The sequence below is a fragment of the Rubrobacter sp. M3-4 genome (genome assembly GCF_059772285.1).
Genome location: NZ_JCBAJP010000003.1, coordinates 134,795 through 152,218, shown reverse-complemented (window position 1 = coordinate 152,218; position 17,424 = coordinate 134,795). Strand labels below are relative to the sequence as shown.

The 17,424-nt window shown below is 65.8% G+C and carries 17 protein-coding genes, 3 tRNA genes and 1 other RNA gene; 19 read left to right on the top strand and 2 right to left on the bottom strand.

What is annotated here, in order from left to right; all coding sequences use genetic code 11:
* Positions 1-37: 37 nt before the first annotated feature.
* The 12 genes from secA (at position 38) to AC6EKW_RS04610 (ending at position 10,044) form a co-directional block, all read left to right on the top strand.
* Complete coding sequence (gene secA, locus AC6EKW_RS04665; protein ID WP_273887470.1) at positions 38-2,728, top strand: preprotein translocase subunit SecA; 2,691 nt, start codon at positions 38-40, stop codon at positions 2,726-2,728.
* Positions 2,728-3,825 (top strand): peptide chain release factor 2, encoded by a 1,098-nt coding sequence (gene prfB / locus AC6EKW_RS04660; protein ID WP_273887471.1) that lies wholly within the window; start codon positions 2,728-2,730, stop codon positions 3,823-3,825. The genes secA and prfB overlap by 1 nt, the downstream gene beginning before the upstream one ends.
* A 55-nt stretch (positions 3,826-3,880) precedes the next feature.
* On the top strand, positions 3,881-4,558 hold the full coding sequence (locus tag AC6EKW_RS04655) for an LmeA family phospholipid-binding protein (RefSeq protein WP_498513803.1): 678 nt from the start codon (positions 3,881-3,883) through the stop codon (positions 4,556-4,558).
* 107 nt (positions 4,559-4,665) lie between these two features.
* The gene (gene ftsE / locus AC6EKW_RS04650) at positions 4,666-5,349 is read left to right on the top strand and encodes a cell division ATP-binding protein FtsE (protein ID WP_273887473.1); all 684 of its coding nucleotides are present in this window, start codon (positions 4,666-4,668) and stop codon (positions 5,347-5,349) included.
* Complete coding sequence (locus AC6EKW_RS04645) at positions 5,342-6,226, top strand: cell division protein FtsX (protein WP_273887474.1); 885 nt, start codon at positions 5,342-5,344, stop codon at positions 6,224-6,226. The genes ftsE and AC6EKW_RS04645 overlap by 8 nt, the downstream gene beginning before the upstream one ends.
* Positions 6,227-6,377: 151 nt before the next feature.
* A complete protein-coding gene (locus tag AC6EKW_RS04640) occupies positions 6,378-7,997 on the top strand; it encodes a ribonuclease R family protein (RefSeq protein ID WP_273887475.1) in 1,620 nt (539 codons plus the stop codon).
* On the top strand, positions 7,994-8,446 hold the full coding sequence (smpB, locus tag AC6EKW_RS04635) for an SsrA-binding protein SmpB (RefSeq protein WP_498513802.1): 453 nt from the start codon (positions 7,994-7,996) through the stop codon (positions 8,444-8,446). The genes AC6EKW_RS04640 and smpB overlap by 4 nt, the downstream gene beginning before the upstream one ends.
* Before the next feature lie 37 nt (positions 8,447-8,483).
* Positions 8,484-8,853, top strand: a transfer-messenger RNA (tmRNA) gene (gene ssrA / locus AC6EKW_RS04630).
* Positions 8,854-8,934: 81 nt separating this feature from the next.
* Entirely contained in the window at positions 8,935-9,756 is an 822-nt protein-coding gene (murI, locus tag AC6EKW_RS04625) for a glutamate racemase (RefSeq protein ID WP_273887477.1), read from the top strand.
* A 48-nt stretch (positions 9,757-9,804) separates the two neighbouring features.
* Positions 9,805-9,878: transfer RNA gene (locus tag AC6EKW_RS04620), tRNA-Pro, on the top strand.
* Between the two features lie 19 nt (positions 9,879-9,897).
* Positions 9,898-9,968 (top strand) — tRNA-Gly (locus AC6EKW_RS04615).
* A 3-nt stretch (positions 9,969-9,971) separates the two neighbouring features.
* A tRNA-Arg gene (locus AC6EKW_RS04610) sits at positions 9,972-10,044 on the top strand.
* Between the two features lie 95 nt (positions 10,045-10,139).
* On the opposite strand, the gene AC6EKW_RS04605 is transcribed toward AC6EKW_RS04610, so the two are convergent.
* Entirely contained in the window at positions 10,140-11,267 is a 1,128-nt protein-coding gene (locus AC6EKW_RS04605; protein WP_132689179.1) for a site-specific integrase, read from the bottom strand.
* Between the two features lie 186 nt (positions 11,268-11,453).
* On the bottom strand, positions 11,454-11,648 hold the full coding sequence (locus AC6EKW_RS04600) for a helix-turn-helix domain-containing protein (RefSeq protein WP_132689182.1): 195 nt from the start codon (positions 11,646-11,648) through the stop codon (positions 11,454-11,456).
* 113 nt (positions 11,649-11,761) lie between these two features.
* Here AC6EKW_RS04600 and lexA point away from each other — a divergent pair, with 113 nt between their 5' ends.
* The 7 genes from lexA (at position 11,762) to AC6EKW_RS04565 (ending at position 17,256) form a co-directional block, all read left to right on the top strand.
* A complete protein-coding gene (gene lexA / locus AC6EKW_RS04595; protein WP_132689185.1) occupies positions 11,762-12,391 on the top strand; it encodes a transcriptional repressor LexA in 630 nt (209 codons plus the stop codon).
* 9 nt (positions 12,392-12,400) lie between these two features.
* Positions 12,401-14,671 (top strand): hypothetical protein, encoded by a 2,271-nt coding sequence (locus AC6EKW_RS04590; protein ID WP_498513801.1) that lies wholly within the window; start codon positions 12,401-12,403, stop codon positions 14,669-14,671.
* Complete coding sequence (locus AC6EKW_RS04585) at positions 14,668-15,015, top strand: TubC N-terminal docking domain-related protein (RefSeq protein WP_132689191.1); 348 nt, start codon at positions 14,668-14,670, stop codon at positions 15,013-15,015. Before AC6EKW_RS04590 ends, AC6EKW_RS04585 begins: the two co-directional genes overlap by 4 nt.
* Positions 15,012-15,281 carry a hypothetical protein gene (locus AC6EKW_RS04580; protein WP_132689193.1) on the top strand — a complete coding sequence of 90 codons (270 nt, stop codon included), beginning with the start codon at positions 15,012-15,014 and terminating at the stop codon, positions 15,279-15,281. The genes AC6EKW_RS04585 and AC6EKW_RS04580 overlap by 4 nt, the downstream gene beginning before the upstream one ends.
* A complete protein-coding gene (locus AC6EKW_RS04575) occupies positions 15,278-15,508 on the top strand; it encodes a hypothetical protein (protein ID WP_228033595.1) in 231 nt (76 codons plus the stop codon). The genes AC6EKW_RS04580 and AC6EKW_RS04575 overlap by 4 nt, the downstream gene beginning before the upstream one ends.
* A gap of 89 nt (positions 15,509-15,597) precedes the next feature.
* Positions 15,598-16,236 (top strand): hypothetical protein, encoded by a 639-nt coding sequence (locus AC6EKW_RS04570; RefSeq protein ID WP_498513800.1) that lies wholly within the window; start codon positions 15,598-15,600, stop codon positions 16,234-16,236.
* A 9-nt stretch (positions 16,237-16,245) separates the two neighbouring features.
* Positions 16,246-17,256 (top strand): metal-dependent hydrolase, encoded by a 1,011-nt coding sequence (locus AC6EKW_RS04565; RefSeq protein ID WP_498513799.1) that lies wholly within the window; start codon positions 16,246-16,248, stop codon positions 17,254-17,256.
* Positions 17,257-17,424 lie beyond the last annotated feature (168 nt).

The window sequence follows — 17,424 nt, the reverse complement described above, 5'->3', positions numbered from 1 at the left end:
AGCTTCCGGCGAGGTGTAAGGCGACGTGGCGAATCTCTTGACGAAGATACTGAGGATGGGCGAGGGCCGCAAGGTGAAGGCCCTCTGGCGGGACGTGGAGGAGATCTCCGCGCTCGAACCGTCCCTCGAGAAGCTCACCGACGAGGAGCTGCGGTCGAAGACCGACGAGTTCCGCGAGCGTCTCGCGGAGGGCGAGACGCTCGACGACCTCCTCTACGAGGCTTTCGCCGTGGTGCGGGAGGCCGCCAAGAGGACGCTCGGGATGAGGCCGTTCGACGTGCAGGTGATGGGCGGTATCGTACTGCACCAGGGCAAGATCGCCGAGATGAAGACCGGCGAGGGGAAGACGCTCGCCGCGACGATGCCAGTCTATCTCAACGCGCTCACCGGCGAGGGCGTGCACCTTGTGACCGTCAACGACTACCTCGCCCGGCGCGATGCAGAATGGATGGGGCCCCTCTACGAGTTCCTCGGGCTCAGGGTCGGGGTGATCCAGGAGTGGATGGACTTCGACGAGCGCAAGGAAGCCTACGCCGCCGACGTCACCTACGGGACCAACACCCAGTTCGGCTTCGACTACCTGAGGGACAACCTCGCGACCTCGCCCGATCAGCTCGTGCAGCGCGAGCTCAAGTACGCCATCGTCGACGAGGTGGACTCCATCCTGATCGACGAGGCCCGCACCCCCCTCATCATAAGCGGGGTGCCCGAGAGCGCCGCCGACACCTACTACAGGTTCGCCGCGATCGTCCCCACCCTCAAGGAGGGTGAGGACTACGAGGTGGACGAGAAGAAGCAGCAGGTCGCCCCGACCGAGCAGGGGGTCGCGAAGGTCGAGAAGGCGCTCGGGATAGACAACCTCTACGACGACGTGAATGCCAATCTGGTCAACCACCTGCAGCAGGCCCTCCGGGCGCACACCCTTTTCAAGCGCGACGACGAGTACATCGTCCGCGACGGGGAGGTCCTCATCGTCGACGAGTTCACCGGGCGCATCCTGGAGGGCCGGCGCTACTCCGAGGGGCTGCACCAGGCCATAGAGGCCAAAGAGGGCGTTCCGATCAAGGAAGAGAACCAGACGGTCGCCACGATAACCATCCAGAACTACTTCCGCCAGTACGAGAAGCTCGCCGGTATGACCGGCACGGCCGCGACCGAGGCCGACGAGTTCATGCACATCTACAAGATGGAGGTCGCCTCGATCCCGACCCACCGTCCGATGATCCGGGTGGACAAGGACGACCTCGTCTACAAGACAAAGAAGGCCAAGTACAAGGCGGTCGTGGAGGACATCGTCGAGCGGCACAAAAAGGGGCAGCCGGTCCTCGTCGGCACCGTCTCCGTCGAGGTCTCCGAGCACCTCTCGAAGCTGCTCAAGCAGCGGGGCATCCCGCACAACGTGCTCAACGCCAAGCACCACGAGCGGGAGGCCGAGATCATCGCCGAGGCCGGGAAGCTCGGCGCGGTGACGATAGCCACCAACATGGCCGGGCGCGGCACCGACATAAAGCTCGGCGGTTCCGAGGAGGGGACCGAGGAGTGGACCGAAGAGCACGAGCGCCTCGCGCAGGAGATCATGCAGAAGTACCCGACGATCGAACGGGAGATGCTCGAGGGGCGCACGCTCGAGTCTTTGAAGGTGGTCAACCTCGGCGGCCTCTACGTGCTCGGCACCGAGCGGCACGAGGCGCGCCGGATAGACGACCAGCTCCGGGGGCGCTCCGGACGCCAGGGTGACCCCGGAGAGTCGCGGTTCTACCTCTCCTTCGAGGACGACCTCCTCAGGCTCTTCGGGGGCGAGCGGATGCAGAACATCATAAGCCGCATCGGGCTCGAGGAGGACGTGCCGCTCGAGGCCGGGATGGTCTCCGGCTCGGTGCGGCGGGCGCAGGAGCAGGTCGAGAGCCAGAACTTCCAGGCGCGCAAGCGCATCCTCGAGTACGACGACGTGCTCAACAAGCAGCGCGAGGTGATCTACGCGATCCGCCGTGAGATCCTGATGGGCGGCGAGGTCGACACGATGGGCTACGTCGAGGAGGTGCTCTCGGACGTCATAGAGTCTCACGCCCCGGCCAACTCCTACCCGGAGGACTGGGATCTCGAGGGGCTCGAGCGCGAGCTCCGGCGCTTCTATCCGGTCTCGGTGGACTTCGGGGTCCTGGACCCCGAGGAGGCCACGACGGAGGATCTGCGCGAGCTGGTGCTCGCCGATGCCCGGGAGCGGCTCGAAGAGCGCAAGCGGGAGTGGGAGGAGCGTACGGCCGAGCTCGAGCGGCTCGGGCTCGAGCGCGCCGACGGCATAGACAGCTTCGAGGAAGCCGAGCGCAGGACGCTGCTCTCGATCGTCGACCAGCGCTGGCGCGAGCACCTCTACGACATGGATTATCTGCGGGAAGGGATCGGCTGGCGCGGTCTCGGGCAGCGCGACCCGCTGGTCGAGTACAAGCGCGAGGGCTACGAGCTGTTCCGCCAGATGGAGCGGGCTCTCAAGGAAGACTACGTCACCTACATCTACCGGGTCGAGAACGTGCAGGTAACCGAGTCCGACCTCGAGCAGCTCTCCTACAGCGGAGGTGGAGAGGAGGAACCCGCAGCCCCGCAGCAGAGGAGCCCGAGGCGCGCGGAGCAGAAGATCGGACGCAACGACCCGTGCCCCTGCGGATCCGGCAAGAAGTACAAGAAGTGTCACGGCATGCCCGGAGCGCCGCCGCTGAGGGTGGAAGGCTGATGCCTGAGGCCGAAGAGAAGCTGGCGGAGCTCGAAGCGCGGCTCTCCGACCTGGAGGGGTACTTCGACGTCGGGGAGATGCGCGAGGAGGCCGGGAGGCTCGCCCGTGAGATGAACCGGCCCGATTTCTGGGACGATCCCGGACGGGCGCGTGAGATCTCGTCGCGTTTCTCCAGGATCCAGGACCGTCTCGAACTCCTAGATGATCTGCGCAGGAGGCTCTCCGATGCCGGGGAGTTGCTGGAGCTCGCCGGCGAGGAGGATGGGGAGTTTCTGGCGGAGGTCTCGGGCGAGCTGAGGCGGGTTGAGCAGGTACTGGAGGAGCAGGAGGTGGCGCAGCTCTTCTCCGGGGAGTACGACGAGGGAGATGCCATCCTCACGATAAACTCCGGCGCTGGGGGGGTCGACTCGCAGGACTGGGCGGAGATGCTCGCCCGGATGTACCGCCGGTGGGCCGAGCGGCGTGGCTTCGATCTCGAGGTCATAGAGTACACCGAAGGGGAAGAGGCCGGCATAAAGAGCGCGACCTTCACGGTCAGGGGGGAGTTCGTCTTCGGGCTGCTCTCGGCCGAGAGGGGCGTACACCGGCTCGTGCGCATAAGCCCCTTCGACGCGAGCCGCAGGCGGCACACGAGCTTCGCCTCGGTGGCGGTCGCGCCGGCGGTGGAGGGCGAGGTCGAGCTGGACATCGACGAGAAAGATCTCAAGGTAGACACCTACCGGTCCTCGGGGGCGGGCGGGCAGCACGTGAACAAGACGGACTCGGCGGTGCGCATCACGCATCTTCCGACCGGGATCGTCGTCCAGTGCCAGAACGAGCGCAGCCAGCACCAGAACCGGGAGACGGCGATGCGGGTGCTCAAAGCGAGGCTGCTCGAGCTCGAACGCGAGAAGAGGGAGCGTGAGATAGCCGCCCAGAGCGGCGAGAAGGCGGATATCGAGTGGGGCTCTCAGATACGCTCGTACGTCCTGCACCCCTACAAGATGGTCAAGGACCATCGCACGGGGCTCGAGAGAGGGGACGTGGAGCGGGTGCTGGACGGGGAGATAGACGACTTCATCTACGCTTACCTGAAGAGCCGTACGGCCGCTGTTTGATACGGGCGTAAGGAAGGGACGCAGGGTCCGCCGCGCGGTCATCCTCGTCCTGCTGGTGCTCGCCGGGGCGATCGCCGCGGGGCCCTACACGTACCTTCCGGGGCTGGTCGATGGGGTGGTGAGCCGGGATTTGCAGGCCAGGATGGGCCTGAGCGAGCCTCCCAGGGTAAAACTGCGCAGCGATCCCCCGTACGCCATGCTCGGCGGGAGATTCTCCTCCGGCACGATAGAGATGGAGGGGGCCGCTTTCGGCAACATCCACACCCGCCGGATCAGGGTGCGGCTGGGGTCGTTCGAGCTGGATGTGCTCAGGAGCCTGGTCTCCGGTCGCCTCGTGAGCAGGGAACCCATGAAGGGGAGCGTTAAGATCACGCTCTCCGAGGATGAGGTGAAGCGGATGGCCGTCTCCGAGGTGAGGGCCGTCTCGATCAAGAGCCTCGCCCTCAGGCCGGGGAGGGTCGAGATCGGGAGCGAAGCCGTGCTGGCCGGGGTTTCGGTCCCCGTGTCGGTCGTAGGCTCGGTCGCGGTGCGCGATGGAGGGATAGTCTTCTCCCCGACGCGGGTCTCCGCGTTCGGGCTCTCGTTGCCGCGGGTGGTGAACGACGCCATCCTCTCCGGTATCTCTTTCTTCTACCCGATCCGGAACCTCCCGTTCCCCATCCGGTTCGACGGGGTCGAAGTGAGGACGGGCCGCGCCGTCTTGCGTGGGACCATCACCATCCCCTCCGGTTGATAGCGGCGCGCTTTGCTGCTATCTTTCGCCCTTGTCCGGCGGAGTTTTCGGAGGGGGGACTCCGCCGTTCAGCTCGGAACCTCGCCGGAGCTCGCGTTGGGAGGATGATGATCCGGTTCGACAGCGTCACCAAGTTCTACGGCAGGGACACCCTCGCGCTGGACGACGTGAGCTTCGAGATAGGCGAAGGCGAGTTCGTCTTCCTGGTGGGGGCGAGCGGTTCCGGGAAGTCCACGGTCGTGCGCCTGCTCCTCAAGGAGGTGGAACCCACGCGGGGGGAGATATACGTGCGGGGGGTGAAGCTCTCCGGGATCCCGCGGAGGGGTATCCCGCGCCATCGCAGGAGCATCGGGTGCGTCTTCCAGGATTTCAAGCTGCTCCCCAACAAGACGGCGGCGGAGAACGTGGCCTACGCGATGGAGGTCACCGGACACCGCAGGCGTGCCATACGCACCAAGGTTCCCCAGATGCTCGACCTCGTGGGGCTCACCACCAAGAAGGACAAGTATCCGGCGGAGCTCTCCGGGGGGGAGCAGCAGCGCGTCTCGATAGCCCGGGCGCTGGTCTCCTCCCCGCCGGTGCTGGTCGCCGACGAGCCCACCGGGAACCTGGACCCCGAGACGAGCCGGGGGCTGATGCGGCTTCTGGAGCGGATAAACCGCATCGGCACCACGGTCCTGGTGGCGACCCACGACAGGGAGATGGTCGATGCGATGCGCCGGCGGGTGATAGCTCTGGAGGACGGGCGGGTCGTGCGAGACCAGCTGAAGGGGGCGTACGCCGGTGAGTAGAAACCTGGGTTTCTTCCTGCGCGAGGCCTTCGGGGGCATCCGGGCCAACCTGCTCATGAGCCTGACCGCGACGGTGACGACTTTCATCTGCGCCGTGGCGCTCGGTGGGGCGTTGCTCTTCGGGGCGCACGTCAAGGGGCTCGTGGAGTCCCTGCAGCGTGGGGTGACGATAGACGCCTTCTTCCCCCAGGGGGTCTCGAAGCAGAAGATGGAGGATGTGCGCCGGACCGTGGCGGGTTACCCGGAGGTCGAGAAGGTTCGCCTTGTTACGAAGAAGGAGGCCTACGAGCGGTTCAAGAAGAGGTTCTCGGACAACCCGCGGGTCTACAGGGGGCTCGGTAGCGACTTTCTTCCGGCCTCACTCGAGATCACGCTGAAGAAATCTTCCGCCGCCCCCGGGGTCGCCGCGCGGCTCAAGAGCGAGGGTTTCTCTTCTTCGGACCTCAGTTATCCTCAGCAGACGGTTCGCCGGCTCGACCGGGTTGCGGGATACGTGATCTGGGCGCTCCGGCTGACCACCGGGCTCTTCCTTCTGGCGAGCGTCCTTCTGGTCTCGAACGCCATAAGGCTTTCGATCTTCGCCCGGCGCAAAGAGATAGAGGTGATGAAGCTGGTGGGGGCCTCGGACGGGTTCGTGAGGACACCTTTCGTCATAGAGGGGTTGCTGCAGTCCCTGACCGGTGCCGTCATCGGGGCCGTGGTCGTGCTGCTGGCCAACAGAGCCTTCGTCGGTTGGTCGCATCACGCGCTGCCTTTCTTCCCTATCTCCGCGGGTTACGTGGATCCGCTCCAGGTGCTCGGCGTCGTGGTGGGTTTCGGTTGTATCATAGGTGCTGCCGGGAGCTACCTCTCCGTGCGGCGGTTCCTCAAGGTCTGAAACCATCCTCTTGGGCCGGCGGGCCCAACGGGGCCTCTGCGTGCTTGGGGCCGCGGGCACGCTGTTTTGGCTTCGGGCCGGAGTCCCGGTGTGGTCCGTCATGTTAGACTCAGCCCGTGAGGTACGCTGGATTGGTTTCTGAGGAGGACCTGTGATACTGCCTGCGGTCCTCGTCAGAAGGGGGAAGTATTCTATCGCCGACCCGCTCTTCGTCGAGGAGCGACGGCCAGTCCTGGTCGCGCGCCGGGCCCGGCGCGGGGCCGAGGCCGGGGACCTCGTACTCGTCGACGTCCACGAGACCAGGCGTTCGCTGCGAGGTGAGGTCGTGCGGGTCATCGGGACTTCGGAGGATCCGCGCAACGTCTACGAGGCTCTGTTCGCCTCCATCGGGACCTCGCCCCGCTTCCCACGCCGGGTCGAGGAGGAGGCCGAGAAGGTGGCCGGACGAGGTTTCTCGGAACGCAGGAAGGACCTCCGAGCCCTGCCGACCGTCACCATAGACGGTGAAGACGCGATGGATTTCGACGATGCCATCTCGGTGGAGCGTACCTCCGACGGCTACAGGGTGTGGGTACACATCGCCGACGTGACGCACTACGTCGACCCCGAGGGGGCGCTCGACCTGGAGGCCGCGCGGCGGGGCAATTCCGTCTATCTGCCGGGCCGCGTCGCGCCGATGCTCCCGGCACGGCTCTCCGCGGACGTTTGCTCGCTCGTCCCCGGTGCCGAGCGGGCCGCCGTGACGGTCGAGATGGACCTGGACCACTCCGGGGCTGTACGCGAGAGTCGCATCTACCGCAGCAGGATAGCGAGCGACGCCCGTCTCACGTATGAGGGAGTGGATGCCTTCCTGCGGGGAGAGGGCCGGATCGAGCAGCCGCGGCTCGTCACCGAGGCGCACGAGCTTGCACGTCGGCTGAAGACCCGCGCCGCCGTCCGGGGCAAACTCGAGCTCGAGAGCAGGGAGCCGGAGTACGAGCTCGACGATGATGGGGTGCCGATCTCCGCGAGGATGAGGGGGGCGAGCCCCGCCCGCGAGCTCATCGAGGAGCTCATGATCCTCGCCAACGAGCAGGTGGCGATGGAGATCATAGACCGTCCCGGTGGGATCTTCCGGGTTCACGAGCGGCCGGAGGCACAGGCACTGGAGGAACTCGGGCGTCAGCTGGATGCGATAGGGTTGGCCGATGAACCGTCGCCGGAGAACCTGAGCGTCATAGCCCAGAAGGCCAAGTCCGGGGCCGTGGGGTATCTGATCCTGCGCTCATTGCCCCGGGCGTACTACTCGCCGTCGAACGTCGGGCATTTCGGGCTCGCGCTCGAGAACTACACGCACTTTACCTCCCCGATCCGGCGCTACGCGGACATCCTGGTCCACCGGGCGCTCTTCGGATGCGGGAGATCGGGAGAGGATTTGTGGGAGATCGCCGAGCACATCTCCGAGAGGGAGTTCCGCAGCATGATCTGCGAGCGCACCGCGGACGAGTACACCCTGATGTGGCTGATGCGCGACCGTGTGGGAGAGACCTTCGAGGGTGTGGTCGTGAGCACGACCTCGTTCGGCCTCTTCGTAGAGCTCGAGAGCGGGGCCACGGGGCTCGTGCACGTGAGCAAGCTCCCTGGATGGTGGGAGCTGGACGAGAGTGGTGTGGTACTCTCCAACGACGAGATAGGGGCCTCGTACAGGGTGGGAGACCGGGTCCTCGTGGAACTGCTCGACGTCTTCCCGCTCTACCAGCGGGCCGAGCTGAGGGTGGTGAAGAGACTGTGACCGACCTTGCACGCAACAAAAAAGCCACGCACGACTTCGACATAGAGGAGACCTACGAGGCCGGAATCCAGCTGACCGGTCCGGAGGTCAAATCCGTTCGCGCCGGGCGGGCCAACCTGCGCGAGAGCTACGCCCGGGTCAGGGACGGTGAGGTGTTTTTGCTCGGGGCGCACATCTCGCCGTACCAGAACGCCACCCACGTCTATCAGAACCCGACCCGCGAGCGCAAGCTGCTGCTGCACAGGAAGGAGATAGACCGCCTCGCCGGCAAACTCAACGAACAGGGCAAGACGCTCATCCCCCTGCGGCTCTACACGAAAAACGGCAGGATCAAGATCGAACTCGCCGTCGCCAGCCGCAAGAAGCTCTACGACAAGCGGCGCGAGATCGCCCGCAAGAGCGCCCAGAGGGAGATCGAACGGGCGATGAAGGAGCGCCTGAGGCGTTGATAGAGGTCTCATCGGTGGTAGAATAGACGTCGTCGATGGGGGCGAGTCTGGCTTCGACGGGAGCGGACAGCGTCCTGTGAGACGAGCCGAGTTCGCCGGAGACTCGTTAAACGCCGGCACCTAAAAATACACGCCAACGACGAACCGGAGATGGCGCTGGCTGCGTAAAGAATACTGACGCAGCCCATCGGACCGGGCGGCCCGCGGCCCGGTATCCGGTGTCAGCTTAGCGGGCTTACCTCGTTCGGCTCTGGCCCGGGGCTGACGGGGGAAACTCAGGAGGGCTAGCCCCTCTGCGGCGCCCCGCCCTCGCAGAGTGAGGCAAAAACGAAGGCGGGTGCGACGCTCGTACAATCTCACGGACGGCGCGCTTCCGGACGCGGGTTCGACTCCCGCCGCCTCCACTCTCGAGGCCCGCCAGAAGGCGGGCCTTTCGTTTTTCTCGTGTGAGGGAAAAAGCGCCATCCCAGCGGCTATAATCCAGCCTCGTGAGCGATCCGAGACCTATAGGCGTTTTCGACTCCGGGGTAGGGGGGCTTACCGTTCTCTCGGACATCAGAGACCGGCTGCCTTACGAGCACACCATCTACTTCGGGGATACCGCCAGGGTCCCCTACGGGCCGCGCGATCCTGCGGAGGTCAGGGGCTTCGCCTTCGAGATCGTGGAGTACCTGGTCGGGTTGAACGTCAAGCTGGTCGTCATCGCCTGCAACACGGCTGCTGCGGCGGCCCTGAAGGATCTGCAGGCCAGCTTCGAGGTTCCGATAGTGGGCGTCATAGAACCCGGGGCGAGGGCAGCGGTGCTCGACACGCGCAACCGGAGGGTGGGTGTGCTCGCCACCAAACTCACGGCGGAGAGCGGAGCCTACCGGAGGGCGATCCACGCGTTGGATGCAGGGATAGAGGTGTACGAACAGGCTGCTCCCGAGTTCGTCCCCATGATAGAGCGTGGCATCGTGGACGGTCCGGAGCTGGAGGAGGTCGCCCGGGGATATCTGGAGCCCCTGATCCGTCGCCGCGTGGATGCGGTCATCCTGGGGTGTACCCATTACCCGCTCATCTCCGCGACCATAAACCGGATCCTGGGACCGGAGGTCCGTCTCATCTCCTCTGCCGGGCAGACGGCGCTGGAGGTGAGGAACATCCTCTCTCGCAGAGGTTATCTGCGTCGGCCGCGCAATCTGGAGGACTTCGGCAGGTCGGTCTACGTTTGCAGCGCCGACCCGGAGGAGTTCGCCAGGCTGGGCAGTCGCTTCCTTGAGGAGAGCATAGAAGTAGTCACACCGGCCTCGGCCCTGCAGCGTACCTGAGGGATCTGGACGTGCCGGTGCGTTTGTTATACTAGGTGGCGGCTTTGGCGGGGCGTGGCGCAGCCTGGTAGCGCACCTGCTTTGGGAGCAGGGGGTCGGAGGTTCAAATCCTCTCGCCCCGACACAGGGGGCGCCACCCGTGCGGGTGTAGCTCAATGGCAGAGCTCCAGCCTTCCAAGCTGGCGATGGGGGTTCGATTCCCCTCACCCGCTCTTGCGCCCGTAGCTCAGGGGACAGAGCAGCGGACTTCTAATCCGCCGGTCGCAGGTTCGAATCCTGCCGGGCGCGCTTCGAGAAGCCTTGATTTGCAGGTGAAACGCAAACAACAGAGAAGCCCCCGGTTCGACGTCGGGGGCTATTTACCGCAACCGTACCGCAACCCGTTATCCCAAAGCGTCGTCCATCGCGTCCGCCAGACCGTCGCCCATGCCGGGGAGCACGTGGGAGTAGGTGTCGAGCGTGATGCCGATGTTGGCATGCCCGAGGAGTTCCTGGACGTACTTGGGGTGCTGGCCCACCTTAAGAAGTATGGTGGCGCAGGTGTGCCGGAGGTCGTGCACGCGCACGGTGCGGGGAAGTCCGGCGCGCTCCAGGATCTGCTTGAAGGAGCGGGCAGTGAGGTTCTTGGCGTTCATGGTCTTGCCGACCTGGTTGGGGAAGACGAGCCCGTGATCCTCCCACAGCCCCGCCGCCCGCAGACGCTCCTCCAGCTGCGCTTTGCGATGGCGCCTGAGCGCCTTCATAGCCCCGGTGGTGAGCTTGATGCGGCGCCCCTTGCCGTTCTTGGGGGCTTCGAAACGGTGCCCCGTTCGCGTCTCCGAGAGCGTGCGGCGCACGGCGAGCGTGCCGGCGTCGAGGTCCACGTCCTCCCACTTGAGCCCCAGCAACTCGCCCTCCCGCAAACCACAGTGCACGGCGAGCACGTACAGGGTCTCGAAGCGGTCGCCGCGCGCGGCGTCGAGGAAGGCGCGGGCCTGGTCGGGAGACAGGGGCCGTATCTCTTTCTTGGTGGGCCTCGGCGCCTTTATGGCCTCGGACGCGTTGCGGGGTATCAGCTCGTCCCTCACGGCCTGCTTGAGCGCCTTGTGGAGCGTGACGTGGATGTACTGGACGGTGCGGGGCGAGAGTCCGGCGCCCAGCTTCTCCCGGTAGAGGCCCCGGACATGCGCCGGAGCGAGGGTCTTCAGTTTGATCCGCCCCAGCGTGGGCTTGATGTGCACCCGGACTATGGACTCGTACCGCTCGTAGGTGCGCTGCCTCACCGTGTCCCGCACGGAGTCCGAAAGCCAGCGATCCAGGTACTCGCCGACGGTCAGCTTCCCGGCGTCGTACACGATGCCGCCATTGCGGTCCGCTATCGCCTTCGCCAGCTTCTCCGCCACCTCCCTGCGCGTCTTGCCGTACAGCGTCTTCCGCTTGCGCCCCTCGGCCGTGTACACGGTGTACTCGGCGCGCCAGGTGCCGTTCTTGCGACGGCTGATGCTGCCCTCGCCGTTGCCGCGTTTACCCATCTTCTCCTTCCCTTCCGGTCCCGGCGACGAGCGTCGCCACTTACAACACCTCTCAACATCCGGGTGCCTTTATCCTGCTTGGATCCACCTCCCCAACCATGAGCCTGCCGTCCGACGATCTTTGATCGCTGCGTAGACAATGTCAATGATCCACCTGTTACGAGGTAGGGATCCTCCCCGACGGGTCTACTTCCGCCTGGCTTCCGGATAGCGTTGCTCTTCGAGCCAGCGATCGAGCTCCCTGCGGCTCACCCGGACGCTGCGCCCGATCCTCACCGATGGGATCTGCCCCGAGCCGACCAGCTCGTACGCCCGGCTGCGCGCGATCTGCAGGACCTCCGCCACCTCCGGTACCTTCAGCCACTCTCGCTCCCTGTTCACCCACACTCCCCTCTTCTGTCCTGTTCCCTACTGTAGTACAAATACACATTTGCGGTCAAGGCCAGGATCGTCTACAGTACCCTCGAATACGCCTTCGGGGAGGGACATAAGCGATGCGAGAGAACCTGGAGAAGAGGTTGGAGATCCTGGGCTACCTGGCCCGCAGGGCCGCCAGGGGCGAGGGGGCGCCGAGCGTGAAGGAGGTGGGGGAGGCCGTGGGCTTGAGGAGCACACAGACCGCCCACAAGCATCTCAAGAAGCTCGAAGAGGCCGGTTACGTCGAGCGGGAGGTCGGGAAGGCCCGGGGCCTGAGGCTCACCCCTACAGGCTGGGAGGTGGCGGGGAGGACGCCTCTATTGGGCCGGATCGCCGCCGGGCGCGGGTTCGAGGCCATCGTGGACGAGAGCACAACCTTCTCTCTGCCCGCAGAACTCCTCTACTCCCCCTCAGGCAGGGAACGCTACTCGCTGCGGGTGGTCGGGCAGAGCATGACCGGAGCCGGCATCGAGGACGGAGACCTTCTGGTCGTCGAGGAGGACGAGGACCCGCCCGACGGGGCGGTAGTGGTGGCGCTGCTTCGGGGAGGCGAGGAGGTCACCGTCAAGAGGCTCTACCGGGAGGGTAAGTACCTGCGGCTAAAGCCCGAGAACGGCGAGCACGAGGACATCGTCGTGCCCGATGAGGAGACGATCATCCAGGGACGGGTCGTCTACGTGATACACCCGCCCAGGAGACGCCATTAGGAGGGCGTCGTGAGGCCGCTGGAGCGCGTGCTGGAGGTCCTGGAGGTAGACAGGGGTCCCGACCATCGAGGCGAGTACCTGGCCTTCTGCCCGGCCCACGACGACAGGAACACCCCCAACCTGCGCGTCGAGGAGGCAGAGGACGGCCGCGTCCTGCTCCACTGCTTTGCCGGCTGCTCGCAGGACGAAGTGCTGTCGGCCCTGGAAGAGCGGGGAATTCGCAGGCGCGACCTGTTCTCCCGGAACGGCCGCGGAGTGGAGGAGGGGAGTAACCTCCCCCCGTATAGGACTGCAACGCTGCAACCCCGCTCTGTAAAGGGCGAAGATAAGCGGGAAAAGGGATTGCGCGACCCCGCGCAACCGGGTGCAATGGCGCAACCTCCCTGCACCCTCGAAGCCTATGCCGGGGCCAAGGAACTGCCCGTGGAGTTTCTCCGGGAGCTCGGCCTCTCGACCGTCAGCTACATGGGCACGAAGGCTGTGCGGATGCCGTACCTCACGGAGGACGGCCGGGAGGGAGCCGTGCGCCTGCGGCTGGCCCTGGAGAAGTCTCCGCAGGGCGACAACCGCTTCCGGTGGCGCAAGGGCTCGAAGCCGACCCTCTACGGCCTGTGGCGCATGGAGCGCGTCCGGGAGGCCGGCTACGTCGTGCTGGTCGAGGGCGAGAGCGACTGCCACACCCTCTGGCACCATGGCATCGAGGCGCTGGGCGTCCCCGGCGCTTCCAACTGGAAGGAGGAGTGGGCGGCGCACCTCGAAGGGATCGGGAAGGTCTACGCCGTGATCGAGCCGGACGAGGGAGGCGAGATGTTGAAGGAGAGGCTCGCCGCCTCGGGCATCCGGGACCTGCTACGCTTCGTGGAGCTCGACGGAGCGAAGGACGTCAGCGAGCTTCACCTGTCCGATCCTACCCGCTTCCTGGAGAACTTGCGGGCCGCCTTCGGGCGCGCGGCGACTCTGATCGACCAGGAGAAGGAGCGGGCCGAGGCCCGTGCCCGTGAAGTCCGGGAAGCCTGCGAGGGTCTGGCCCGCGAGGGACGCATACTCGACCGCTTCGCCGCCGAGCTTGGGCGCTCCGGCGTCGCCGGCGAGAGCCGGGCCGCGAAGCTCCTCTACCTGGCCCTCACGAGCCGTCTCCTGGAGAGAATCGTGAGTATCGCGGTCAAGGGGCCGTCCTCCGGCGGCAAGACCTACCTTGTGGAGCGTGTCCTCTCCTTCTTCCCGGAGGACGCCTACTACGCTTTAACCGCGATGAGCGAGCGGACGCTCGCCTACTCCGAAGAGCCCATAAAGCACCGCTTCCTGGTGATCTACGAGGCCGAGGGCATGAGCGGCGACTTCGCCACCTACCTGATGCGCTCTCTGCTCTCTGAGGGGCGCGTCCGCTACGAGACGGTCGAGAGCACCAAAGACGGCATAAGGCCCCGCCTCATAGAGCGGGAAGGCCCCACGGGCCTGATCGTCACCACCACCGCCGTCAAGCTCCACCCCGAGAACGAGACCCGCCTGCTCTCTTTGACCGTCGCCGACACCCAGGAGCAGACCAGGAACGTGCTGCGGGCTTTGGCCAGGGGTAGGATCGGCGAGCCAGACCTCAAACCCTGGCTCGCCCTCCAGGAGTGGCTGGTGACGGCCGAACGCCAGGTCGTCATCCCCTACGCCGGGGATCTCGCCGAGCTGGTCCCGCCCGTGGCCGTCAGGCTGCGCCGGGACTTCGGTGCGGTCCTGAATCTGATCCGTGCCCATGCCGTCCTGCACCAGGCCACTCGCGAGAAGGATGCCGACGGCCGCATCGTCGCCACCCTCGACGACTACGTCGCCGTCAGGGAACTGGTGGCCGACCTGGTGAGCGAAGGCATCGAAGCAACCGTGCCCAAAGGCGTGCGCGAGGCCGTGCACGCCGTTGCACGCCTGCACGCCGGGAACTCCGAGCCGGTGACCGTGGCAGAGGTCGCCCGGGAGCTGGAGCTCGACCGCTCCGCCGCCTCCCGCAGGATCAAGACAGCCAGAGAACAGGGCTATCTCAGAGATCTCGAAGATAACCCCCGCAAGCCTTCCCGCTTGGTGCCCGGAGATCCCTTGCCCGAGGACCTGGAGATACTGCCGCCTCCGGATGCATTGAAAGCGTGCAAGCGTGCAGGCGAAAACGGGGGGATAGACCCCCCCCTCCCCCCGTCGAACGGCGATGAGGAAGGCGGGGGAGGGGGTGCATACCCCTCCGAAAACGGTGCACGCCTGCACGCCCCGGACGAAGACGGGCGCGTGAGGTTCACATTATGAGTGCTCGCGCACTGCTTGAGGAGCTGCGTACGCGCGACGTGCGTCTGGAAGCCAGCGGCCTCACGCTGCGCGTAGACGCTCCCGCCGGCGCCGCAACCGACGAGCTGCGCGCCGTCCTCCGCGAGCACAAGCGAGCCCTGATCCGGCACCTCGAACGCGAGCGCCGCAGGCTGGAGGAGGCGGACCGCCGGGGGCTCGTGATCCGGTGGGCCAGAGAGCCCGGCTACGTCGCCCTGCACGACCCTACCACCGGCGAGTGGCACGAGGTCGCGGTGTCCGGGTGCCCGCCCTGGGTGCTGGAGGATGCGAAGGCGTACCGCCGCCGGGAAAGGAGCGAAGCATGAGCAGCTACGACGAGGTGGTCCGCCGCAGGGAGGTCAATACCCTCTACCGCAAGCTCTGCTTCCTGGGCCTCGAAGCCTATGCCGAACCTGACGCGGAGCGGCCGGCAGGCTACAGGGTAGTGGTCGAGGGCCTGAAGTCCTTGAACCCCGACCACGCCGACCGCCTGATGCGGCTGGTGCGGGACAACGAGGCCGCGCTGGCAGAGGTACTGCCGAAGAGATGTCCCCGTCTTCGGCTCGTCCGCGGCAACGGACCGGTCCCTTGAGAGCACGTCTCCTATCCGTCTGCGTGTCCCGCGCCCGGGAGGGCGGTCTGAAGATAACCCTGCGGTACGCTTACGAGGGCAGACCTCCGTCCTTGAGGCAGCGCGCCGGGATGGTGAAGGCCCTGCTGGCCGAGGCCCTCGGCCGCCTGGAAAAAGGTAAGCCCATGGACGCGGGCTTCAGCGAGGACGCCGTAAGGCGCGTCCGCACCGACACGATGGAGACGTAGCCGTCCGTGCCGGAAGAGGGCGTATCCGTGTGTGAGAAACCCTATATAAGAGAGAAGATCACACGCACGGGCGGGAGAAGGCGAGGCGCTTGGACTTCGACACCTCAAAGAGCAACGGCAGGGACGGTCGCCGTCCCTCCGGCGGTAACAGCTTCCCTGACTTCTCGACGGGTAGAGCCGGCCGCCCGGGTCGAGGTTTCGACACCTCCCGCCGTTACCGTCACCAGAGCGGGATCGACGGGGGTGTCGGCGAGGACTTCCGTATACCGGCGGGCGCGAGGAAGGCCGCGCTGGTCCACCTGGCGCTCGAAGCGTGGCGCGCTGGCCTGCTCGACCCGAAGGAACTCGGTGAGGTGAGGGGCCGCGACGTGGACGAGGCCGGCTTGCAGCGAGCCCTCTACCGCTCCTCCATGGGCGAGATCGAGCACGTCCTCGGCCCGATAGTGAGGGGTAAGCGCATCGTCGTGGAAGGCCATCTCGCCGGCACGGGACGTACCGCCATAGAGAGGCTCGGCGCCGAGGTGGAGGAGCTAAGGCTCGAAGACGAGAGGCGCTACATAGACATGACTCCCGTCATCTTCGTTGTTGCAGCGGTCGCTATGGCCGTCCGCTACGTCTCTTTGGGCCTGGACGATCAGAGCCTCTACATCCTCGCCGGCATAGCCTTCGCCCTCATGTACGGCCTCAGGCCTTTCTTCTTCAAGATGCAGAGGCCCAGGGACGAATAGGAGCATGCCGTGAAGGTCGCTACCCACATAGTCTTCGGCGAGTGCTGCCTGTTCGCCGCCTCCGCCGTCTTCGACTTCCACTACGAGATACCCTCGGTCTTGGCGGCTGCCGTCTGCTCCGTCCTGCCCGACGCCGACTACCCCAAGAGCTGGCTCGGCCACCAGCTCGGCAGCGTCTCAGAGGATCTGTATGGCGCCTTCGGGCACCGCTCCTTCCTACACAGCTTACTGGCTCTCGTGCTCGTCACGGCTGCTCTCGGCTCGCTTTTGTGGTGGATCACCGGCCAGCCTGCCACGATGATCGCCGTGGGGGTGGGCTACGGATCTCACCTCTTCGTCGACATGATGACTTTAGGAGGAGTGCAGCTCTTCTGGCCCTCTCGTCTGATCGCCGTCTTCCCTGGTCGCGACGAGTACCGCGTCGTCAGCGGTGGCAACTCCGAACGTGTCTTCGTTGCTTTTGCCCTCATATTTGCGCTGCTCTTCTACCCTGTCTCGCGAGTAGGCTTCGACGGCCTGATCTACCGCATGGGTGGCTCCGACCAGCTCTACGGCGAGGTGACCAGAGTGACCGACGGCGACACCATAGAGGTAGAGACCCAGGGCCGCACTACTCCCGTGCGTCTCATAGGCGTGGACACCCCGGAGACCGTGGCGCCTGACCAGCCTATAGGTTGCTTTGGACCGCAGGCATCTGACTACACGAAGCAGGTCCTCTACGAGCGCCAGATCAACGAAGAAGGTGAGGTCGTGCGCGAAGGCCGTCTCGTGAGGCTGGAGATCCCGCGCATAGGAGATTCCGAGGACGCCTACGGCCGTACTCTTGCCTACGTCTACATCGATGCGAACGATGACGGCTCCTACGAGCGCCTCTTCAACGAAGACCTTATCGAACTCGGGCTCGCCCGCACCACGACTTTCGCCCACACCTACCGCCGCGAGTTCGAGCGAGCAAGGGAAGAGGCCGAGGAGAGGGGCGCGGGATTGTGGAGCGCCTGTCCCGAAGTGGACACTCCCTGACGGGCTAACGCCGTTGCGAGGAGGCTTCACAGGCGGGAGCCATTAGGCGACACCAGACTCCCGTGGCGGGTCTGCGCACCCACCCCGGGCTGCGCTCTCCCGGCCGCGGAAGGGTGGAAGGCGCAACTCCGCGTGACGGTCCGCAGGCCGCCCCCGAGGGTCGGCCCC